Raw genomic sequence first — 21,105 nt, forward strand, 5'->3', positions numbered from 1 at the left:
GTGCCGCCCTGCGCCGTTACAATGACGGCGTGAACGACACGCGCCAGTCCAGTTCGAACCCGCCCGTACGGCGCGCCCGCCGCCCCGGGTGGCTGCGTGCGCTGCTGGCGATGCTTGCCGCGGCCGCACTGTGGGCGGTGCTGGCCGGGGGCGCGGCGCTGGCGCACCCGTTCGCCTGGCTCGCCATCGCGCTGACCGGGGGTGCCGTGCTCGCGCTGCCCGCGGGGCGCGCGTTGCGCCTGACACCGGCCGCCCTGCCCGGCCTGCTCGGTTTCTTCCTGCGCACTTCGGTGCAGGGCGGGGTCGATGTCGCCTGGCGGGCGGTACACCCGCGCCTGCCGCTGCAACCGGGCTTCGAGGCGTATTTCGTGCAACTGCCGCACGGACCGCCGCTGACCCTGTTCATGGCCATGCTCAGTCTGCTGCCGGGCACCCTGGCGGTCCGCCTGGAGGGCCGCCGCATGACCCTCCACGTGCTGGACGGCCGCAGCGACAATGCGGCCACGCTGATGGAGCTCGAGCGGCGCATCGCACGGCTCTACGGGCTCGACCCTGACGCCCCGGGGGACGTCCGATGAACCTGCTGCTGGTCGCCGCCGCCGGATTCCTGCTGCTGACCATCCTGTTCGGGCTGATCCGCGTGCTGCGTGGCCCGGGCTCCGGCGACCGCATGCTGACGGCCCAGCTGTTCGGCACCTCGGGGGTCGGCATCCTGCTGCTGCTCGGCTTCGCCCTGGACCAGCCGGCGCTGGTGGACGTGGCGCTGGTGTTCGCCCTGCTGGCGGTGGTGGCGGCCGTCGCGTTCGTGCGCCAGCACGGGCTGCCGGAGCCGGCGGGCACGCCGATGCACGAAACCCCGGTAGAAGAAGAGCCGCCGCACGACCCGGGGCATCACCCGGGGCATAACCCGACGGAGAAGACGCATGATCGCTGATCTGCTGACCGCCGTGCTGGTGCTCGCGGGGCTCGCGTTCTTCGCCGCCGGCACCCTGGGGCTGCTGCGTTTTCCCGATGTCTATACCCGTCTGCACGCACTCACCAAGGCCGACAACCTCGGCCTGGGTCTGGTGGTGCTGGGGCTGATGCTGCAGGCCGACGGCCCGGCGATGATCCTCAAACTGGCGCTGATCTGGGTGCTGGTGCTGGCCGCCGGGGCCACCGCAGCGCACATGGTCGCCCAGCGCACCTGGACCCACGGCGAGTTCGAGCGGCGCGAATGAACGCGGCACTGCTGGCCTTCGACGTCGTCCTGCTGGCCGGGCTGCTGGGCGTGGCCTGGCGCTGCCTGGCGAGCACCGACCTGTTCCGCGCGGTGGTGCTGTTCATCACCTTCGGCCTGCTGCTGGCGATCGCCTGGGTCCGGCTTGAGGCCCCGGACATCGCGCTGGCGGAGGCCGCCATCGGGGCCGGCATCACCGGGGCGCTGCTGCTGGTCACGCTGGAACGGCTGAAGCACATCATGAACCCGCACCGCGGGGACGCGGGCCCGAGCCCGCCCCCGGATCCGGTGGCGCCCGACACGGACAACGCGGATGCGGAGGCCCGCGACGCCCGCGACCCGGGTGCCGGCAGTGTGGCGCTGAGCTGTGCCCCGACCCCGGCACGCGGACGCTGGAGCGCGGTCGCGGTGAGTGGCGGACTAGCCCTGCTGCTGATGGCAACGCTGGCCACGCAGGAACACGGCTCCGGCCTGCAGCCCGCGGTGGCCGCACACATGGACGTCTCCGGGGTGGACCACGGCATCACTGCGGTGCTGCTGAATTTCCGCGCCTGGGACACCCTGCTGGAACTGGCCATGGTCCTGCTGGCCGGGCTGGGGGCCTGGTCGCTGGGGCGCCATGACGCGCTGCCCGCCCGCCCGGCACCGGGGCCGGTCCTGCCGGGGGCGGTGCGGCTGCTGCTGCCGGTGGCCATCGTTACCGGGGTGTATCTCCTGTGGGCCGGGAGCCATGCCCCGGGCGGCGCCTTCCAGGCCGGCGCGGTGCTGGGCGCGGCGGGGATACTGATGAGCCTTGCGCGTCCGCACTCGCTGCCCGACCCGGACCCACGGCTGCTGCGTATCGGCGTGACGGCCGGGGCGCTGCTGTTCCTCGCCATCGGGCTTTGGGGGCTGTTCGCGGGCCCTGCGCTGCTGAGCTGGCCGCGCGAACTGGCCTATCCCCTGATCCTGATCATCGAGACCGGCGCGACCCTGTCCATCGCGCTGACCCTGGTCGCCCTGTTCATCGGCGGACGCTCCCCGCGGGAGGATACATGATCGAATCCCTGGACCCCGGCACCCTGTATCCCCTCGGCGGCGCCGCGCTGTTCGCGCTGGGCCTGCACGGGCTGATCCGTCGCCGCCACCTGATCCTGCGCATCCTCGCGATCAATATCATGGGTTCCGGGGTGTTCATGGTGTTTCTCGGCATCGCCGCGCGCGGCGATGCCCCGCCCGACCCGGTGGCTCAGGCGCTGACGCTCACCGGGATCGTGGTCGCGGTGAGCGCGACCGCGTTCGCCCTCGCGCTGACGGTGCATCTGGCGCGCCTGACCGGCCATGCGGTACTGCTGCCCGGCCCGCTGAGAACCCACCGCGGCGATCACCCCGAAGACCCGTGAGCGCCGCCATGCCCGAGTCCCTGGTGTTCGCGACCGGGGCCCTGGCGGCGGTCTCGCTGGGGCTGCCGCTGATCGCCTCCGCCTGGCCGTGGCAGGCCCGGCGCATCGGGCTGCTGGGTCTGCCGCTGGCGATCCTCGGCCTGCTGGCGACCATCGGGCTGTTCCTCGATGCCGCGCCGGGGATGAACACCCCCGCGGTGCGGGTCGGTCTGGGCGGCTGGGAGGCCCCGCTGGGCGTCACCCTGCACCTCGACGGGCTGGCGCTGGCGATGCTGCTGCTGAACGCGCTGGTGGCCCTCGCCGGCAGCCTGTATGCCCGCGGCTACATCCACTCGGCCGCGGGAGAGCGCCAGTTCTGGCCGCTGTGGCTGTGGCTGTGGGGCGGGCTCAACCTGCTGGTGCTGTCGGGTGATGCCTTCAACCTGTACATCACCCTGGAGATCGCCAGCCTGTCCGCGGTGGCGCTGGTGGCCCTCACCGGCGATACCGACGCGGTCACCGGCGCGATGCGCTACCTGCTGATCAACCTGCTCGGCTCGCTGTCGTTCCTGCTGGGGGCCGCGCTGCTGTACGGCGAGTTCGGCGTGCTGGACCTGACGCTGCTGGGCGAGCTCGCCGGGGACGGCCCCACCGAGCGCATGGCCGCCGCGCTGATGCTGGGCGGGCTGCTGATGAAGGCCGCGGTTTTCCCGCTGCACGTGTGGCTGGCCACCGCGCATGCCAGCGCGCCGGCGCCGGTCAGCGGCATGCTCTCGGGCATGGTGGTGGCCGCGATGTTCTACCTGATCCTGCGCCTGTGGCTGCTGATCTTCGCGCCGCTGGGCACCCCGGCGCTGGCCGTGCTGCTGGGACTGCTGGGCAGCGCGGCCCTCCTCTGGGGCTCGCTGCAGGCACTGCGCGCGCCCCGACTCAAGATCGTGGCGGCCTACTCCACGGTGGCGCAGATGGGCTACATCGCGCTGGCCTTCCCCATCCTGATCCTGCAGCCCGCGGCGTGGCCCGTGGTGGTGTTCTTCGCCTTCGCCCACGGTGTGGCCAAGGCCGCGGTGCTGATGGGCGCCGGAACGCTCCAGAAGGCTGCGGGACACGACCGCATGAATGCCCTGGGACCGGTGCTGCGGGCGCGCGGACGCACGGTGTTCGCCCTGGGCCTGGGCGGCATCTCGCTGATGGGGCTGCCGCTGACCGGCGGCTTTCTGGCCAAGTATCTGCTGCTGGAAGCGGGGCTGCACGGCGCGGCGGAGACCACCGCGATCATGCAGATCTGGACCGCGCTGTGGGTGGTGATGGTCGCGCTGGGTTCCCTGCTGGCCACTGCGTACATCCTGCGCATGGTGGCACCGGCTTTCGCCCGCGGTGAGCGTGATCCGGGCGTCCCGGTCTCCGCCGGCATGGAATGGATGCCGCTGGCACTGGCCGTGGGCGCGGCGGCCATGGGCCTGGCCGGGGCACCGCTATTGCATCTGCTCGGCCACACGGCGGGGGTGTCATGAACGCCGACGGCGGCCTGCTCCTGCTCGCGATCCTGGCCAGCTCGCTGGTACCGGGACTGGTGATCTTCTTCCTGCCGGAAGAGCGCCACGGGCTGCGCACCCTGCTGAATCTGAGCGCGGCGGGGATCAAGCTCGTACTGGTCGGGGTGCTGCTCCTCGGGGTGCAGCAGGGCGAGACCTTCGAGTTCGGGCTGACATTGCTGCCGGGCGTGGATTTCGTGCTCGCGGCCGACGCCCTGTCACTGCTGTTCGCGACCCTGTCCTCGATCCTGTGGTTCGTGACCACCCTGTATGCGATCGGCTATCTGGAGGGATCGCCGCGGCGCAGCCGCTTCTTCGGCTTCTTCTCGCTGTGCGTGAGCGCGACGGTCGGCATCGCTCTGTCGGGCAACCTGATCACCTTCGTGATCTTCTACGAGATCCTGACCCTGGCCACCTGGCCGCTGGTGGTCCACCGCGGAACCCCGGAGGCGCTGCGCGCGGGACGGCTGTATCTCGCCTACACCGTGACCAGCGGGCTGGTGCTGCTGGTCGCGGTGATCGCGCTGGGGCTGCTGGCCGGTTCACAGCCGTTCGCGGCCGGGGGCTACCTCCGGCATCTGTCGCCGGACACGCATGGCCTCCTGCAGATCATCGGACTGGCGCTGATCGCCGGCTTCGCGGTGAAGGCGGCGCTGATCCCGCTGCATTCCTGGCTGCCGCGGGCGATGGTGGCGCCGGCCCCGGTCAGCGCGCTGCTGCACGCGGTGGCGGTGGTCAAGGCGGGGGCGTTCGGCATCGTGCGCACCCTGAACGACGTGTTCGGCCTGGAACTGGCCGCAACCCTGCACCTGACCGACGTGCTGCTGGTGCTGGCCGCGCTGACCATCCTCTACGGTTCCATCCAGGCCCTGCGCGCCCACGACATCAAGCAGCGCCTGGCGTTCTCCACCGTCAGCCAGGTTTCCTACATCGCGCTGGGCGTGGCGCTCGCCGGGCCGCTGGGCGTGATCGGCGGGCTGGTGCATCTGGTGCACCAGGGCCTGACCAAGATCACGCTGTTCTTCTGTGCCGGCAACTTCGCCGAGACCCTGGGCATCCACGAGATCCGCGAGATGCGCGGGGTCGGGCGCCGCATGCCGCTGACCATGGCGGCGTTCACGGTCGGCGGGCTGGGCATGATCGGGCTGCCGCCGCTGGCCGGGTTCATCTCCAAGTGGTATCTGGGGCTGGGCGCGCTGGAGGGCGATGCGGCGTGGATCCTGGGCGTGCTGGCGCTGAGCAGCCTGCTCAACGCGGCCTACTTCCTGCCGCCCATCATCGCCGGCTGGATGGCCGAGCCGGAGGTGACCCGACCGCCGGCGCACAAGACCCGCTTCGAGGCCCACTGGATGCTGCTGTTCCCGACCCTGTTCGTGGCGGTGCTGGCGCTGCTGCCGGGGCTGCTGGCCGGGCTGGAACTGAGCCCGCTGGGCTGGGTGGAGCTGATCGTGGAACGCGGCTACGTGCTGGTGCCAGCCGGTGACATGGACAACGGCACGGGGGTGACGCCATGAACGCGTTCATCCTGCTCGGGGTGCCGCTGCTTCCGCTGCTGCTGGCCGCGGCGCTGTCGCTGCGGCCGGGCCGCGCGCCACTGCGTCTGGTGCCCTGGGCCGCGCTGCCCGCCCTGCTGCTGGCCGCGCTGGGCCCGGAGGGCAAGCAGGCCTCGCTACCGTGGCTGCTGACCGGGGTGGAGCTCGGGCTGGACCCGATCGGCCGGGTTTTCCTCGCGCTGACTGCCGGGCTGTGGCTGGCGGCCGGACTGCACGCGCTGCACGAACGCGGCGAGGATCCCGCGCGGCGGCGCTTCTTCGTGTTCTTCCTGCTGTCGATGGCGGGCAACCTGGGCCTGATCCTCGCGCAGGACGCCGCGTCGTTCTACCTGTTCTTCTCGCTGATGAGCCTGTCGGCCTGGGGTCTGGTGGTGCACAAGCGCAGCACCGAGGCGTGGATGGCCGCACGGCTGTATCTGGTCCTGTCGGTGCTGGGCGAGATCGCGCTGTTCGCCGGTCTGATGCTGGCCATCCATCAGGCGGATGGCGAGACCGCACTGGCGGCCATCGCCGCGGCACGACCCGAGGGCGCGGCGATGGTGCTGCTGGTGCTGGGCCTGGGCATCAAGGCCGGCATGCTCGGGGTCCACTTCTGGCTGCCACTGGCCCATCCGGCCGCACCGATCCCCGCCAGCGCGGTGCTTTCAGGAGCCATGATCAAGGCCGGGCTGCTGGGCTGGCTGCGCCTGCTGCCGCTGGACGCCGCCGGCCACGCGGTGCTCGGCGAGGTGCTGATCGGGCTGGGGCTGGCGGCGGCCTTTCTGGGGGCACTGGCAGGGGTCTTCCAGGCGCGCCCCAAGACCATCCTGGCCTACTCCTCCATCAGCCAGATGGGCCTGATGACCACCGGGGTCGGCCTCGCGCTGCTACTTCCGGCGATGCGCGAACCGCTGCTGTTCGCGGTGGCGATGTACGCCCTGCACCACGGCCTAGCCAAGGGTTCGCTGTTCCTCGCGGTGGATGTCGCCGGACAGCTCCCCCGCTCGAGGCGGTACCGCTACGCGGTGCTCGGCCTGATCGCCCTGCCGGGCTTCTCCCTGGCCGGGCTGCCGTTCACCAGCGGGGCACTGGCCAAGGACCTGCTGAAAGCGCCGCTGGCCGCAAACGGCACGGGGCTGGTCTACACCCTGCTGACCCTGGCGGCCATCGGGACTACCCTGCTGGTGCTGCGTTTCCTGTGGCGCCTGCGCCAGGATCTGGCGCTGACGACACGCCCGCTGCCAACGGGGCGCTGGCTGCCCTGGGCGCTGCTTGCGGCAATGTCCCTGATCCTGCCCGCAGTGGCCGCATTGACGGCCCTGGCCTCGCCCGAGGTACCGCTCCCCGAGCTCGCGACTGTTTCCCTGCTCTGGCCCGTCCTGGCCGGGCTGGCCCTGGGCGCACTGGGGGGCATGGTTCTGCGCGAATGGATGGCCCGTCACGTCCCGGAAGGGGACGTGGCGATCCTGGCGAATGTGCTGATCCATGCAGCGCAGGGCCTGCATGCCCGGGTCAGTCCGCTGCGCGAGATTCGCCTGCACCCGCGCCTGCGGGCCCGGTTGCGCCGGGCACAACGGATCGCCCGGCACGAGCTGGAATGGGCCGAACGACGCATGACCCGCTGGGGACGTCTGGCGTTTCTGTTCGCTCTGTCGTTACTCGGGCTGTACACGGCCATGGCGTTCCCGCCCTGACCGGTGCCGCACGGGGCTGCGCCCCGGTCAGCGGCGCACGAATTCGGCGATCAGGTCGGCGGCATCGTCGGCGAAGAAGTCGCGGAAGAAATGGCCGGCACCGGGCACCGTATCCACGCGGATTTGACCGTCATCCTCCAGCGCCGCCATGCGTTCGGGCAGATCCGGCACCACGTCGTCTTCCTCGCCGATGATCACCTGGGTCTCGGTCGCGATGCCGTCGATCACGCTCGGCGTGTCGTGCTGCGGGCCGGGCTCGTAGTAGCCGATGAATGCCCGCGGCGCGACCTCCAGCGCCTCGCACTGCAGGAAGCGGTGATCCTCCAGCATGCCCCCGTTCGCTCCGGCCTTTTCGCGCGCGGCTTCCAGGGCCTCGTCCAGCTTGGTGCCGGTCTGCTCGAGGAACTGCTCCGCGGTTTCATCGGCGTCGAAAGTGGCCGGCGCCAGCAGGGTCAGCCCGGCGATGTTGTCCGGTTCCCGCTCGGTTAGATAACGCGCGATCTGATTGCCGCCGCGGGAGTGCCCCATCAGGGTGACCGGTCCGTAACCCTGGCCGGCCAGCCAGTCCTGCCACGCCCCCAGTTCGTCCATGTGTTCCTCGGGACCATGGGTCACCGGGGCGTCACATTCGAACATCCCCTCGCGCTCGTCGATGCCGAAGCTGAGATTGATCGACAGGGTGTTGAGTCCGTGCTGTTCGGCCAGCAGGTCCTGCACCGCGGTCATCACCTCCATGCGCCCGTGGGCCAGGGTGCCGTGCAGCATCAGCACCACGCCGTCCTCCGGCGCGGCGCCGCTGCCCTCGGCGAGATGCCCCACCAGGTTCAGGCCGTCGTGTTCCAGGGTCACGCGTTCGGCGGCGGCAGCCGGGAGGGAAAGACCGATGGCAACGGCCAGTGCGGTCAGGGTCGAAGGTACATTCTTGCGCATGCGTACGGCCTCCATGGGTCGAACGGGATGGTCGGGAAACCCGGGGCGCAGGGCCTTTGCAGGAAGACCGCGTGAACCATGCAAATATTCCGTGCAATGTTGGCCACGAAGTATTGACCCCGGGGGTAAAGCGCGGATACTGGAATCCAGGGTTCCCTGCGGGGAATTGCAGTAACCTCGGCGGGCGGATGCAGGGCTGTTGGACATCCACCGCGGTTGGGCGGACGACCAGGGTGGCCGTTCGCGGGCAACAATCGCGCACTTCCGACAGCATTGAGGCACGTCATGCCGCGTTCCCGCGAATTCGAACCGCTGACTTTCCCGCAGCGGGGTCTGATTCTTTTCTACCTGGCGGTTGCCGCCTTCTACCTGATCTGGCGTTTCACCACGCTCAACCCCGAAGCCCTGACCTTCTCCTGGCTGGTCTACGGCGCCGAGATCTACGGTGTGCTGACCATGGTCATGCACGTGATCATGAACTGGCGTCTGACCGTGCGAACGCCACCCCCCGCGCCGGAAGGGCTCAAGGTGGACGTGTTCGTCCCGACCTACAACGAGCCCGAGGCCGTTGTCCGGCGCACCCTGCTGGCCTGCGTGCGCATGGATTACCCGCACGAGACCTGGTTGCTGGACGACGGCAACCGACCGGAGATGAAGACCCTGGCGGAGCGCCTGGGCTGTCGCTATCTCGCGCGCGAAAGCCGCGAAGATGCCAAGGCCGGCAACCTGAACAATGCCCTGGCCCACGCGCAGGGCGACTTCGTCGCGATCTTCGACGCCGACCATGCACCGCACCGTCACTTCCTCACCAACACCCTGGGGTACTTCACCGACGAGGACGTGGCCTTCGTCCAGACCCCGCAGGACTTCTACAATCTGGATTCGTACCAGCACCGCCTGGACCCCGACCGCAAGCAGCTGTGGACCGAACAGTCCCTGTTCTTCCGCGTCATCCTGCGCGGGAAGGACTACTGGAATGCAGCGTTTTTCTGTGGCAGCTGCGCCATCGCCCGCCGTCACTGCCTGGACGAGATCGGCGGCTTTGCCACCGGCACGGTCACCGAGGACCTGCACACCTCGATCCGGCTGCACGAACGGGGCTACCGCTCGATCTATCACGCGGAGCCGCTGGCCTTCGGCATCGCGGCCATCGACCCGGAAGGCTTCCTCAAACAGCGCCTGCGCTGGGGCCAGGGCGCCATGCGGGTGTGGCGTCAGGAGCGGGTGCTGACCAACCCGGGCCTGACCTGGCCGCAGCGCATGAACTACTTCGCCAGCATGCTCACCTATTTTGACGGCTGGCAGCGCCTGATCTTCTACACCATCCCGGCGATCGTTCTGGTCACCGGCGTGCTGCCCATCAGCGTGACCGTGACGCAGTTCCTGATGGTGTTCATCCCGTACATGCTGCTGAGTTTCTGGGCCTTCGAGGAACTGACCCGCGGGTACGGTCGCACGACCATCATCGAGCAGTACAACTTCGCCCGCTTCGCGATCTTCGCCCGCGCGACACTCGGGCTGTTCCGCCGGCACCTTGCCTTCCGCGTGACGCCCAAGAGCCGGCATACGGGGAACGATCGCCCGCAGCCGCTGCGGGCACAATGGTTCATCCTGGCCTTCAACGCGCTCGCGATCCCGACCGGCATCGCGCTGTACCTGGCGTACGGGCACCTGCCGGGTGACGCCCTGATCGCCAACGTGCTGTGGGCCGGCGTGCTGATCCTGATCGCCGTGGCATTGTTCCGCTACACCGCGCGCAACGAGCGTTTCCGTCGCGCCGACTACCGCTTTCCGATCCCGGTGGCGATGTCGGTCGCTACCCCGGACCGGGCCCCGCGTCTGTTGACCGTGGACGACCTGTCACCCGGCGGCTGCCGTGCCTACGGGGCGCTGCCCCCGGGCACCGACGAGGACACCCCGCTCGAGGTCAACCTGCATCTGCCGGGCGGCCCGCTGGCGCTGACCGCACGGGTACGGTTCTCTCGCACCGAGACCGCCCCCGACGGCGAACACTACAGCCGGGTCCACGGCCTGCATTTCGAGGCACCGGACGAGACGGCACACCAGCGCCTGGAAGCCTTCCTGCATGGCAACGACCTGCAGTGGCACGTACAGGGCTACAGCGAGCAGGCCCGCACCCCGCTGATGCGCTTGGCCGAGCGCCGCGACGCAACACGAACGCCGGTGGCCGAGTTCGCCCGCCACCTGGCCGCGGTGCATTACTGGACGGCCTGTACCTGTCGGTTCCCGGTGCAGTACGACACGGAGGCCTTCTACGGCGTGGTCACCGTGAACCCCTCGCCGGGGGCCGACCCGTACCTGCTGGTCAACCGCCCCCTGATCGCGGGCGGTGCCATCGAGATCCATACGCGTCCGTACCAGACCGGAGCCGGCATACTGCGGGCCACCATCGGACCTTCGCGCCTGCTGGCCACCGCCGACGGCCCGGTTCACCTCTATCAGCTCCAGACCGAAAAGGAAGACACTCCATGCCCGCAACCCGCCGAAACCAGTGCCGTCTCGGCCTGACCGGGGCCGCTGCCGTGGTCCTCCCGCTGGCCATGCTCGCCCTGCCCGTACGTGCCGACTGGCTGGGTCTGGCCGGCGTGGAGGGCCTGTTTGACGGCGGCTATGCGTATACCGCGGCGATCATCCCCAACGACGGCGAGCTCGGCAACGGCTGGGCGCAGCGCTATCGCGTGGACTATTCGCAGTACGAATACCCCGACAACGACACCACCGTGAAAGGCCGGGCCACCGGGGCCTCGGCCGCGCTGGGCTACCAGTTCCCGGTACAGGATGGCTGGCTCAGTACCTATGTCGGGGCGGCCTGGTACCACACCCGACTGGACCCCGAGCCCGATGACAGCGACGTGGTCGGCGGACGGCTGCGCGCGGTCCTGGACATGGATGCCGGGCGCATCATCGACGAGCGCTGGATCGTCACCGGCGGGGTCAGCATCACCCCGGCCGACCGTGCCTACTGGACCCGCGGCCGGGCGATGCGACGGCTGGGCGACAGCCGCTACTACCTCGGGCCGGAGGTGCTGTTCCACGGGGACCGCGACTACGACGCCGTCCATCGCGGACTGGCCCTGCAGATGCGCGAGGTCCGCCCCGGCCTCGACATGGTCGTGAAGACCGGACACAAGCAGATCCGCGACGGTGGCGATTCCGGGGGTTACCTCGGGCTTGAACTGGTGCGTCACTTCCGCTGACGCGGCCGGCCCGGCACGGGTGACATCCCGCCCGCGTCGCGGCAGGATGAGAGCCGGGTCAGATACGGGCCATACAGGGGAAGTGCATTGGAAGACCAGCCGGAGCAGTCGCCCTCGAACTGGCATGCCCGCGAAGCGCGGGACGTCGCGGATGAGCTGAAGAGCCACACGGACCACGGGCTGTCGCAGGATCAGGCCGGCGAGCGGCTGCAGAAACACGGCCCCAATCGTCTGCCCGAAGCGGAGCAGGCCGGACCGCTCAAGCGCTTCCTGCTCCAGTTCCACAATGTCCTGATCTATATCCTGATCGCGGCGGCCGTGGGCACTGCGCTGCTGGATCACTGGCTGGACACCTGGGTGATCCTCGGGGTGGTCCTGATCAACGCCATCATCGGCTTCGTGCAGGAGGGCAAGGCGGAAAAGGCGCTGGATGCCATCCGCGACATGCTCTCGCCTCAGGCGGTGGTGCTGCGCGACGGCCAGCGGCGCACCATCCCCGCCGAGGAGCTGGTCCCGGGCGATATCGTACTGCTGAACGCGGGTGACCGCGTGCCGGCGGACCTCCGCCTGTTCTCCGTGCACAACCTGCGCGTGGACGAGGCCGTGCTGACCGGCGAGTCCCTGCCGGTGGACAAGGAGACCGAGCCCGGCCCGGAAAAGTCGGACCTCGGCGATCGCCGCAACATGGCCTTCTCCGGGACCATGGTCGCCTACGGGCAGGGCCGCGGCGTGGTGGTGGCCACCGCCGAACGCACCGAGATCGGGCATATCACCACCATGCTGGGCGAGGTCGAGAAGCTGACCACGCCGCTGCTGGCCCAGATCGCCCAGTTCGGCCGCTGGCTGTCGGTCGGCATCGTGGGCCTGGCGGCACTGACCTTCGCCTTCGGCTACTGGGTGCGGGACTACGCCCTGGTGGAGACCTTCCTGGCGGCGGTCAGCCTGGCGGTGGCCGCGATCCCCGAGGGCCTGCCGGCGATCATGACCATCACCCTGGCGATCGGCGTGCAGCGCATGGCCATGCGCAACGCCATCATCCGCCGCCTGCCCGCGGTGGAGACCCTGGGATCGGTCACCACCATCTGCTCGGACAAGACCGGGACCCTCACGCGCAACGAGATGACGGTGCGCACCATCGTGACCACCACCAGCGTGACCTCGGTCTCCGGCACCGGCTACGCCCCGGACGGCGGCTTCTCGCGCGACGAAGCCGAGATCGACCCGCAGGAGGATGCGGTGCTGTCGCGGGCGATCCATGCGGGGCTTTTGTGTAACGACGCCGAACTCCATCATCGCGACGGCCAGTGGTTCATGGAGGGGGCGCCCACCGAGGGCGCGCTGGTGACCCTGGCGGCCAAGGCCGGACTGGATCCGGCGTCGCATCGCGCCGAACACCCGCGGGCCGACGTCATCCCCTTCGACTCCGCCTACAAGTACATGGCCAGCCTGCACCATGACCATCACGGCAACGGCTGCATCTTCGTCAAGGGGGCCCCGGAAAAGCTGTTGACCATGTGCGGCAAGGAGCTGGGGCCGGAGGGTGAACGCCCGCTGGACGAACGTGCCTGGCGCGAACGGATCGACGCCATCGCGCGCGGCGGGCAGCGCCTGCTGGCGGTGGCGATCCGTTCCACCGACGCCAGCCAGACCGCACTGCAGGACTCGGATCTGGAAGACCAGCGACTGATCCTGGTGGGGATCTTCGGCATCATCGACCCGCCCCGCGACGAGGCGATCGAGGCAGTGCGCAAGTGCCGTGAAGCCGGCATCCGGGTCAAGATGATCACCGGCGACCACGCGGTAACGGCGAAGGCCATCGCCGCCGAGCTGGGCATCCGCGCCCGTGGCGGCGCGATGGACGGGCAACAGATCGAGGCCGCCTCCGACGAGGAACTGCGCCGGCAGGTGCGCGACGTGGACGTGTTCTCGCGCGCCACGCCCGAACACAAGCTGCGTCTGGTCACCGCCATCCAGGCCAACGGTCAGGTGGTCGCGATGACCGGCGACGGCGTGAACGACGCCCCGGCGCTCAAGCGCGCCGATGTCGGCGTGGCCATGGGGATCAAGGGCACCGAGGCCTCGCGCGAGGCCTCCGAGATGGTGCTGGCGGACGACAACTTCGCCTCCATCGCCAACGCGGTGGAGGAAGGCCGCACGGTCTACGACAACCTGAAGAAGGCCATCCTGTTCCTGCTGCCCACCAACGGCGGCCAGGCCTTCACCATCGTCGCCGCCATCCTGCTCGGACTGACCCTGCCCCTGACCCCGGTGCAGGTGCTCTGGGTCAACATGGTCACCGCGGTGACCCTCGCCCTCGCGCTGGCCTTCGAGCCCACCGAGCCGGGGGTCATGCAGCGCCGGCCTCGACCGCCGGGTACGCCTCTGCTGTCCGGATTCCTGCTGTGGCGGGTGGCCTTCGTCTCCGTGCTGCTGGTCGCCGGCACCTTCGGCCACTTCCTTTGGCTGGAGCATCAGGGTGTCCCCGACGACTTCGCCCGCACGGTGGCGATCAACACCCTGGTCATGGGGCAGCTGTTCTTCCTGTTCAACAGCCGCTACATCCTGGAACCGGTATTCAACCGCGCCGGGCTGCTGGGCAGCCGCGCAGTGCTGATCGCGGTGGCCGTGCTGATCCTGCTGCAGGGCCTGTTCACCTATGCCCCGCCGCTGCAGTTCCTGTTCGGCACCGCCGCCATCGGCCTCGAGGAATGGCTGCGCATCCTCGCTTTCGGCGTGATCCTGTTCGTGCTGGTCGAGATCGAGAAAACCATCCTGCGCCGCCGCGGGTTCGACCCGCACGGTCAGGGCAAGGCCGGCACGCGGTCGAACCAGGGAGACGCGGTCTCGAGCTGACCGGCAAGGCTGAACAGCCTCGCCTCGCCGGTCACCGGGGCGACGAACTGCACACCCACGGGCAGATTGTGCGGGGTCCAGTGCAGGGGCACCGACATCGCCGGGGCGCCGGTCAGATTGGCCAGCTGGGTGAACGGGACCCGTCCCAGCTCGTCACGAACCAGGCGCTCGACCAGCCCGGAGGCCCGCAGCAGCGGGAGCGTCCTCGACCGCAGCACGACCTCCAGGACCGTGCGCGGCCGCACCTCCGCTGGAACCGCCCGGCGAAAGTGCCGGATCCCACGGGTTGCGGGCCGGGCCGTGGCTCACGGGCTCGGTCACCGACCGGGCACCGAACTCCGGGGTGTTCGTCCGGCCGAACACCACCAGCCCCGCCGCCCGCCAGGCGCGGCGACGGTAGTCTGGGAGGAATCGGTCGAAGTTGCGCGTGGCGAGGCCTGGCGCGGCCCCTGGCGCATGAACGATTCGGATTTCCGCTATGTCGATGACGCCTCGGTGGCCATCAACGACCACGGCGAGGTAGTGCTCTAACCACCTTGCCAGGTCTCGCCTGATTGCATACCGCGAGAGAAGGCACCCCTGTTTGAAGACGATGCACACGACGCTCACGGCGGAACAGGAAGCGATCGTGGTCCAGGTCCGGGAAATCGCGCTGCAGTGCCGGGATCACGCTTTGCCATTGCTGCTCGCGATCTGTCCAGAGGATGCAATGCGGCGCGCTCTCCACATCCGGGTTATAACGTGCGCTGCGCCGCACGGCAGCCACCAGCGCTTCCGCCACCGTCTGCGACTGTTGACCGGCCTGCTGCTCACTCATACCTGCACTCCGAACATCTGCCCCAGTCGATCGAGGATCTCGTCACCGCTCTCATCGGTGATATCAAGGGTTTTCAGGTAACCCGCATCCAGTTGCCCTCGCTGCGCATCCAGAAACTCGTGCAGATCACGCCGCGCGGTCTCGGGCAGTTCAACCGTCTGGCCTGGCACGAGCATGCGGTACAGCCGGAGGATATCGCTACGGTGCTTCTTCACGTCCCTGGAATCGATGGGCTCACCCTCGGCCCTGCGCTTGCTCAAGTCCAGCCAGGCGCGCGCCTTCAGCGGGATCAGCGCGTACTCGGTGATCACCGGCACCCCCAGAAGCTCGCGCTTTTGGGCGTGGATGAGCGTGTAATAGTCAGAGTCCAGCAGGATAGCCGACAGGCTGACTACCGCCTCGTCAATCGGCACCGGCGTCAGGTGGCTGTCCTCGACGAGCGGAAGATGCCCCGGCTCGCGGGCGAAAAATTCGAGCATCGTCGGGAAATGCGGATCGCTCGGCTTGCTGAAGCGATAGAACGTGCGCGGCGCCTCTCCCGCCTGGCGCACCTCGTAGCCCCCCTCTTCGATGAAATCCCACATGCGCTGTCCGAACTCGGCAGTCAACGACTCCACGCACAGCACGATGTCGAGATCCCGCGTAGCGCGGGGCTCCAGGCCAGCTTCCTCCTGCACCAGATAAGCCGCTGCCCCGCCGATCAGCACGTAGCAATCTTCGAAGCCGGCAAAGCGCTTGGCGAACCATTCCAGCCCTCTCACCATGGCAAGGCTTCCAGCATTTCCGCCACCGCCTGCTCCACACGCTCGTCGGTACGGTCACGCAGGCTCAGATCCAGCGAGAGCGGGTCCACACAGCCCTCGCGCGCACTCGCTTCCGGCGGATAGCGCCATAGCTCCACCAGGCAAGTGCCGTCGTCCTGCACGGGAATCAGCTCCAGGCCCTGACCAAGCCGCCGCCAGGCGCGGCTGGCCAGGGCATAGACCGGCTCCGCGGGCGGTCCGAGCAGGGAATACTCAGCCAACGCCGACTCGCCCGCACGCGGCAGCGACCATTCCGCAATATCCGCCGCCATCACCCGCACCGTCTCGCGTACCGGGCTGCGCAACCAGGGCTGCGCCTTCTGCCATAGATCCTTCGGCGGCTCGGCGAGCTCAACAACGCGCTCCCGCCCATGGAGCTCGGTGCGCACCAGCCCATTGCCTTCCAGCTCCTTGATTGCACGGCTCATACTCATGGCGGTATAGCCCAGTGGCTCAGCCATCGCGGTCGCGCTGGCAGGCATGGCGATCTGGCCGAGCAACATGGCCACGAAGACCGCCTGCGTAGCCGGGCTCAGCCGCTCCGTGGGTGCCGCGCCCCGCCGCTGAGAGCGCTGGTTGGTCATCAGATGGCCCAGGCGCGGCCAGTAGATCTGCTCGCCGACCACCACGAAGGGCACCCGCACACCCACCAGCCGCCGTCGCAGATAGCTGGGCAATGCATCGGCCACCAGGCAGTACGCCGAGTCTGCCTCGCCCGCCAATTCCATGGCCTTCTCAATCTGCGCGACAAAGGCGCGGGTGCCTCGAATTCGGCCCTCGTCGCGCAGCAGCAACGCCACCACGCGCTCGCCGTCAATCGTGCATTCGTGCAGCTCGAACAGTTGGCGCAGGTACGTGGGCAGATTGGCAGGCAAAGCTCGCCCCCAGGTCACGGGCAGCCCCGTCTCCTGCTCGAAGTAGCGCGCAAATGCCTTTCCAAGCGTCATCGTCGGGCAACGCTAACATAATTCTCTATCGCTAACATTTTTTTTGTTAGCGTCCGGACATCCTGTTAGCTTCGCTCCCGGTCACCGAGGCAGGAACGGGCCCCCCCGCGACAGCCTCCATCCTCGCGCATTACACACCACGCGCCGCCCGCTTCTCGGCCAGGGTCAGGTGGTGATCGAGGTGAGGTTTTGCCATCACATGGATCGGGGCCGTGCGGACGGGCCGGCTCCTTAAGGAAGCACTGATCACATCACGGCAGGTGCAGCCGAACCCTCACTGGCCTTCTTCGCTGTCGTCATCATCGAACAACTCCACCGGGCCGGAAAGGTCGCGCTCATCCACCAGGATCTCGCTCTGCATGAGCGCGGTCAGCGTAGCGCTTCCACTGATGGGGCCCACCGCCATGTCCGGCGCAACCGCGTCCGTGCGTCCTTCGTTCTCCAGAGCCGTATCACCATCGGCAGAATCATTCGCACGCCGCAGCACAAACCCCGTATCTCCGCCTGACACATCCCCTTGCTCGGGCTCGGGCTCGGGCTCGGGTTCGGGCTCGACGGACGCATGGGTCACTGGCCAGTCGTCAGGGGAGAGAGCGTAGTTACTGGCCTCGCCGTTCTGCCCATCCTCCAGTTCCGCATTGGTCAGCGACACCTCGATGTCCTCGCCAGGCCCAGCTTCGGCGAACGCCGCCGCCAAATCCGTCAGCTCCAGGTCCTCCCCGTCTACCAGGTTCTCGAGGCTCAGGCCGTCCGTCTCCTCAAAGGTCGCTTCGGTCGTACCGTCGTACTCCCTGTCCTCGGCGCTGAACTCGCCACCCAGCGTCAGCTCACGCGGGTCAATGGTCGCCGTGGTGGTCGGCGCACCGTCCAGACTCAGGCGGTAGTTTGCGGCGTCACCGTTGGCGCCGTCAGTCAGGGACCCGTCGGTCAGGCTCACCTCGATGTCGTCTCCGGCATCCGCACCGGCAAACGCCGCCGCCAGATCCGCCAGCCCGAGGTCTTCCCCGTCCACCAGGTTCTCGAGGGTCAGGCCACCCGTCCCGGTCAGTGTCGCTTCCGCGCGGCCGTCGTAGAGCTTGTCCTCGGCGCCGAAGTCACCACCCAGCGCCACGGCACGCGGATCAATGGTCGCCGTGGTCGTCGGCGCGCCATCCAGACTCAGGATGTAGTTGTCAGCACTGCCGCCCTCTCCGTCCGCGAGCCCCTCGCCGCTGAGACTGACGGCCAGATTCTCACCCACATCCGATTGCTCGAAAGACGCCGTCAAGCTCTCCAGATTCAGCGCTTCGCCGTCAACTAGGTTGTTGAGGCTGAGGTCGGTGGTGTCGATGGTGGCAACGTCCGTGCCATCGTAGGCCTTATCCTCGGCGCTGAATTCACCACCCAGCGTCAGCTCACGCGGGTCAATGGTCGCCGTGGTCACGGGTGCATCCTCCAGACTCAGGCGGTAGTTTCCGGCGTCACCGCTGGCGCCGTCAGCCAGAGACCCGTCGACAAGATTCACCGTGATGCCTTCGCCGACACCGGCGTCCGCGAAGGCCGCCGCCAGATCCGTCAACTCGAGATCTTCCCCGTCCACCAACCTCTCGAGGGTCAGCCCACCCGCCCCGGTCAGCGTCGCTTCCGCACGGCCGTCATAGACCTTGTCCTCGGCGCCGAAGTCGCCACCCAGTGTCACGGTACGCGGATCAATACTCGCCGTGGTGGTCGGCCAGTCGGTGGTCAACAGGGTGTAGTTGCTGGCCAGGCCTTCGTCTCCGTCGGCCAGCGCGGCCTCGGTGAGGTTCACTGTGATGGCCTCGCCGGCATTGGCGTCAGCAAACGCCGCCGCCAGGTCCGTCAGCGCGAGATCCTCCCCATTCACCAGATGCTCGAGGGTCAGACCTGCGGTGCCGGACAGCGTCGCTTCCACACTGCCGTCATACTCCCGATCCTCGACGCTGAACTCACCGCCAAGTGTCAGCTCACGCGGGTCGATGGTCGCCGTAGTGGTCGGGGCGCCATCCAGGGTCAGGCGGTAATTGGCGGCGGCACCATTGTCACCGTCCGCCAGCGTTCCGTCGGTCAGGCTCACCTCGATATCGTCTCCGACATCGGCGTTCGCGAAGGCCGCCGCCAGCTCCGTCAACTCGAGATCTTCCCCAGCTACCAGGTTCTCCAGTGTCAGCCCATCGGGCCCGGCCACGGGGGCGTCAGCAGCGCCATCGTAGATCTTGTCCTCAACGGCGAAATCACCCGCCAGGGTCACGCTGCGAGGGTCAACCCGATACTGTTCCAGCCCCTGGATATCCAGGTCGTAGCCCTGCTGCGGGGAGGCAACGCCCAGAATGCGCTGCACATCCCGCTCACCCGCGTCGGCACCCGCGAGGATCAACTCCAGCGCCTCGACCGAGATCAGGCCTTCGTCCACGCCCTCGGCCACGCTCCACGGGGTCTCTTCCCCCAGTTCCACCACGGCACTGCCGTCGTACTCCCGGCCTTCCTCGGGGGCGAATTCGATGACCGCCTCGTCCTTGAAGAAGGCCCGCAGCAGCGGTCGGGCCGCGCCGTCGTACAGCCGCCAGGCGGTGTCGTCGCCGGCCTCGGAGCTGAGCGACCACTCGGTAAAGGTATCCCGGTCCTGCAACGCTTCGGTGCTGCGGCCGGTGGCGATGCCACTGCCGTCCTCGTCCTCGGTCACCCCGGAGGCGTCGGTGTCCCAGTAGCTGTGCTCGACATCATTGCCGTCGCCGGCCTCATCGCCGGCGAAACCGCCGATACCGGCCTCCTCGCCAGCCTCCACACGCCCGGCGGAGTAGGCTTCACTCACAGCGGCACCCCCGGCGAGACGACCCACGAAACCTCCGGCATGCGCGTCCGTGCCATCACCCACCGTCACGGCACCGGTGGCGTAGGCCCGATCGATGCCGGAATCTTCCATGACACCCAGCAGACCGCCGGCAATGGCGTCGTCCCCCGCTTCCACCGAGCCGGTGGCGTAGACTTCCGTGAGGTTGGTGTCCGTGGCCGTTCCGATCAGCCCGCCGGCGATGGCCGAGGCCCCCGCCGTAACCGGGCCGTTCGCATAGGAATGTTTGACGACCGTATTGTTTGCCTGGCCCACCAGGCCACCAATCTTGCTACGTCCCGCGACCTGTCCCGAGGCCTGTGCTTTCTCGATGGCGATCATGTTGCCGGCGTCGTTCGCATGAATGCCGCCGATGAGGCCCCCGATATTCGAGAATACCCCCTCGACGTCCCCGTTGACAGTGGCATCCGTAACCGTAATGGACTGTTCACCCTCACCGTCACCAATCACGATGCCCAGCAAACCGCCGACGTGGCCACTACTACCGGTGACGTTCACGTCCGATTCCACGTTCACGAACTCAACGCTGGCGCCTTCTTCATTGCCCTTGCCCGCAGCGGTCTCACCAACGAGCCCGCCGATCATCTCCTCGCCTGCCACCTCTCCGGATACGACCACATCGGAGATCGTCATCGTGCCTCCGTCCCTGGCGCGAGCACGTCCCACCAGCGCGCCCACGCGCCAGTCTCCAACGACATCAACGCCTTCCAGCACGAGATCTCGCAGGATGGCGTTGAGGGCCACCCCGAACAGGCCACCGGCCTTCAGGTCATACGGGTCGGGCCGGTCAATGGTCAGGTTCCGGATCGCATACCCCTGGCCATCAAACCGGCCCACAAACGGCGCGTCGGAGTCACCGATCGGATCCCAGTTGGCCTCATCGGCGAGATCCAGGTCATTCGCCAATTCGAACGCATACCCGTCACCGACTACTTCGTGGATGTTGCGCAGATGATCCGTACGGGCGATCTCGTACGCCGTCTCGTCGCCATGTTCGGTGCCGCCAAAGCCTCCGCCAAACAGTGTGGCCATCGGCAGTGACATGGCATAGTCATCATCATCGACAGCACTCAACGATGGTAGCGAGCCCGCACGATACCCCTCCCATTCGGCGCCATCGCCGTCGTAGTCCTGACCGTCCCAGCCACCCACGTCTTCCAGGGCCCGGCGGATAGCCTGCCGGCTGACACCCCGATGGTCGTCATCCATTTCACCGACATTGGTTTCGGCGTCATAGAACACGTTATCCACGACAACGTCTCCGCCAGTGGCACCCGCCACACCGCCGGTATGCGTGCCACCGTTCACGGTGTTCGAGGCATAGGCATCCCGGATCGAGACCTCATCG

19 protein-coding genes are annotated in these 21,105 nt (G+C 68.3%); 12 read left to right on the forward strand and 7 right to left on the reverse strand.

Translation table 11 applies throughout. The annotated features are described in order from the left end of the window. Positions 1–29 precede the first annotated feature (29 nt). From F790_RS0112570 to F790_RS0112605, 8 genes are read left to right on the forward strand one after another with little or no spacing between them, the layout of a single operon-like run. A complete protein-coding gene (locus F790_RS0112570; protein WP_019569898.1) occupies positions 30–578 on the forward strand; it encodes a Na+/H+ antiporter subunit E in 549 nt (182 codons plus the stop codon). Continuing rightward, positions 575–934, forward strand: a complete 360-nt coding sequence (locus F790_RS0112575; RefSeq protein WP_019591885.1) for a monovalent cation/H+ antiporter complex subunit F — start codon at positions 575–577, stop codon at positions 932–934. The genes F790_RS0112570 and F790_RS0112575 overlap by 4 nt, the downstream gene beginning before the upstream one ends. Continuing rightward, entirely contained in the window at positions 924–1,220 is a 297-nt protein-coding gene (locus F790_RS0112580; protein WP_019022410.1) for a monovalent cation/H(+) antiporter subunit G, read from the forward strand. Before F790_RS0112575 ends, F790_RS0112580 begins: the two co-directional genes overlap by 11 nt. Next, positions 1,217–2,257 (forward strand): hydrogenase subunit MbhD domain-containing protein, encoded by a 1,041-nt coding sequence (locus F790_RS0112585; RefSeq protein WP_019591886.1) that lies wholly within the window; start codon positions 1,217–1,219, stop codon positions 2,255–2,257. Before F790_RS0112580 ends, F790_RS0112585 begins: the two co-directional genes overlap by 4 nt. Next, entirely contained in the window at positions 2,254–2,601 is a 348-nt protein-coding gene (locus tag F790_RS0112590) for an NADH-quinone oxidoreductase subunit K (RefSeq protein ID WP_019591887.1), read from the forward strand. Before F790_RS0112585 ends, F790_RS0112590 begins: the two co-directional genes overlap by 4 nt. Beyond that, positions 2,598–4,094, forward strand: coding sequence for a proton-conducting transporter membrane subunit (locus tag F790_RS0112595; protein ID WP_026332960.1), 1,497 nt, complete (start codon positions 2,598–2,600; stop codon positions 4,092–4,094). The genes F790_RS0112590 and F790_RS0112595 overlap by 4 nt, the downstream gene beginning before the upstream one ends. Next, positions 4,091–5,629, forward strand: coding sequence for a complex I subunit 5 family protein (locus F790_RS0112600; protein WP_019591889.1), 1,539 nt, complete (start codon positions 4,091–4,093; stop codon positions 5,627–5,629). The genes F790_RS0112595 and F790_RS0112600 overlap by 4 nt, the downstream gene beginning before the upstream one ends. Continuing rightward, positions 5,626–7,341 carry a complex I subunit 5 family protein gene (locus tag F790_RS0112605; RefSeq protein WP_019591890.1) on the forward strand — a complete coding sequence of 572 codons (1,716 nt, stop codon included), beginning with the start codon at positions 5,626–5,628 and terminating at the stop codon, positions 7,339–7,341. The genes F790_RS0112600 and F790_RS0112605 overlap by 4 nt, the downstream gene beginning before the upstream one ends. 27 nt (positions 7,342–7,368) lie before the next feature. Here the strand turns inward: F790_RS0112605 and F790_RS0112610 are convergent, their stop codons facing one another. After that, entirely contained in the window at positions 7,369–8,271 is a 903-nt protein-coding gene (locus F790_RS0112610) for an alpha/beta hydrolase (RefSeq protein WP_019591891.1), read from the reverse strand. Between the two features lie 285 nt (positions 8,272–8,556). Between F790_RS0112610 and F790_RS0112615 the strand changes: the two genes are divergently transcribed. From F790_RS0112615 to F790_RS0112625, 3 genes are all read left to right on the forward strand, one after another. After that, complete coding sequence (locus F790_RS0112615) at positions 8,557–10,800, forward strand: glycosyltransferase (RefSeq protein ID WP_019591892.1); 2,244 nt, start codon at positions 8,557–8,559, stop codon at positions 10,798–10,800. Beyond that, positions 10,761–11,489, forward strand: coding sequence for a cellulose biosynthesis protein BcsS (gene bcsS / locus F790_RS0112620; protein WP_019591893.1), 729 nt, complete (start codon positions 10,761–10,763; stop codon positions 11,487–11,489). Before F790_RS0112615 ends, bcsS begins: the two co-directional genes overlap by 40 nt. An 87-nt stretch (positions 11,490–11,576) precedes the next feature. Continuing rightward, the gene (locus F790_RS0112625; RefSeq protein ID WP_019591894.1) at positions 11,577–14,342 is read left to right on the forward strand and encodes a cation-transporting P-type ATPase; all 2,766 of its coding nucleotides are present in this window, start codon (positions 11,577–11,579) and stop codon (positions 14,340–14,342) included. On the opposite strand, the gene F790_RS14860 is transcribed toward F790_RS0112625, so the two are convergent. Both F790_RS14860 and F790_RS14865 read right to left on the reverse strand, forming a co-directional pair. Next, entirely contained in the window at positions 14,291–14,587 is a 297-nt protein-coding gene (locus F790_RS14860) for an amidase family protein (RefSeq protein WP_019591895.1), read from the reverse strand. The two genes, F790_RS0112625 and F790_RS14860, sit on opposite strands and share 52 nt — an antisense overlap. Then, the gene (locus F790_RS14865; RefSeq protein WP_369773039.1) at positions 14,496–14,708 is read right to left on the reverse strand and encodes an amidase family protein; all 213 of its coding nucleotides are present in this window, start codon (positions 14,706–14,708) and stop codon (positions 14,496–14,498) included. The genes F790_RS14860 and F790_RS14865 overlap by 92 nt, the downstream gene beginning before the upstream one ends. On the opposite strand from F790_RS14865, the gene F790_RS15015 reads away from it, so the two are divergent. After that, positions 14,643–14,873 (forward strand): hypothetical protein, encoded by a 231-nt coding sequence (locus F790_RS15015; protein WP_019591896.1) that lies wholly within the window; start codon positions 14,643–14,645, stop codon positions 14,871–14,873. The genes F790_RS14865 and F790_RS15015 overlap by 66 nt on opposite strands. Here the strand turns inward: F790_RS15015 and F790_RS14870 are convergent. From F790_RS14870 to F790_RS0112650, 4 genes are all read right to left on the reverse strand, one after another. Beyond that, positions 14,845–15,159, reverse strand: a complete 315-nt coding sequence (locus F790_RS14870) for a hypothetical protein (protein WP_232199275.1) — start codon at positions 15,157–15,159, stop codon at positions 14,845–14,847. The two genes, F790_RS15015 and F790_RS14870, sit on opposite strands and share 29 nt — an antisense overlap. Then, a complete protein-coding gene (locus tag F790_RS0112640) occupies positions 15,156–15,923 on the reverse strand; it encodes a hypothetical protein (RefSeq protein ID WP_019022399.1) in 768 nt (255 codons plus the stop codon). The genes F790_RS14870 and F790_RS0112640 overlap by 4 nt, the downstream gene beginning before the upstream one ends. Beyond that, positions 15,917–16,909, reverse strand: a complete 993-nt coding sequence (locus F790_RS0112645) for a hypothetical protein (RefSeq protein ID WP_231384408.1) — start codon at positions 16,907–16,909, stop codon at positions 15,917–15,919. Before F790_RS0112645 ends, F790_RS0112640 begins: the two co-directional genes overlap by 7 nt. Before the next feature lie 274 nt (positions 16,910–17,183). Next, the gene (locus F790_RS0112650; RefSeq protein ID WP_156824337.1) at positions 17,184–21,008 is read right to left on the reverse strand and encodes a YDG domain-containing protein; all 3,825 of its coding nucleotides are present in this window, start codon (positions 21,006–21,008) and stop codon (positions 17,184–17,186) included. Between the last annotated feature and the right edge of the window lie 97 nt (positions 21,009–21,105).

This window comes from Thioalkalivibrio sp. ALE20 (genome assembly GCF_000381405.1).
GTDB lineage: Bacteria > Pseudomonadota > Gammaproteobacteria > Ectothiorhodospirales > Ectothiorhodospiraceae > Thioalkalivibrio.

Coding starts and splice junctions, on each gene's coding strand:
- F790_RS0112640 (WP_019022399.1), bottom strand. CDS start 15,923: ATGGTGAGAGGGCTGGAATGGTTCGCCAAGCGCTTTGCCGGCTTCGAA.
- F790_RS0112605 (WP_019591890.1), top strand. CDS start 5,626: ATGAACGCGTTCATCCTGCTCGGGGTGCCGCTGCTTCCGCTGCTGCTG.
- F790_RS0112575 (WP_019591885.1), top strand. CDS start 575: ATGAACCTGCTGCTGGTCGCCGCCGCCGGATTCCTGCTGCTGACCATC.
- F790_RS0112580 (WP_019022410.1), top strand. CDS start 924: ATGATCGCTGATCTGCTGACCGCCGTGCTGGTGCTCGCGGGGCTCGCG.
- bcsS (WP_019591893.1), top strand. CDS start 10,761: ATGCCCGCAACCCGCCGAAACCAGTGCCGTCTCGGCCTGACCGGGGCC.
- F790_RS0112645 (WP_231384408.1), bottom strand. CDS start 16,909: ATGACGCTTGGAAAGGCATTTGCGCGCTACTTCGAGCAGGAGACGGGG.
- F790_RS14870 (WP_232199275.1), bottom strand. CDS start 15,159: ATGAGTGAGCAGCAGGCCGGTCAACAGTCGCAGACGGTGGCGGAAGCG.
- F790_RS0112610 (WP_019591891.1), bottom strand. CDS start 8,271: ATGCGCAAGAATGTACCTTCGACCCTGACCGCACTGGCCGTTGCCATC.
- F790_RS0112585 (WP_019591886.1), top strand. CDS start 1,217: ATGAACGCGGCACTGCTGGCCTTCGACGTCGTCCTGCTGGCCGGGCTG.
- F790_RS0112590 (WP_019591887.1), top strand. CDS start 2,254: ATGATCGAATCCCTGGACCCCGGCACCCTGTATCCCCTCGGCGGCGCC.
- F790_RS0112600 (WP_019591889.1), top strand. CDS start 4,091: ATGAACGCCGACGGCGGCCTGCTCCTGCTCGCGATCCTGGCCAGCTCG.
- F790_RS0112615 (WP_019591892.1), top strand. CDS start 8,557: ATGCCGCGTTCCCGCGAATTCGAACCGCTGACTTTCCCGCAGCGGGGT.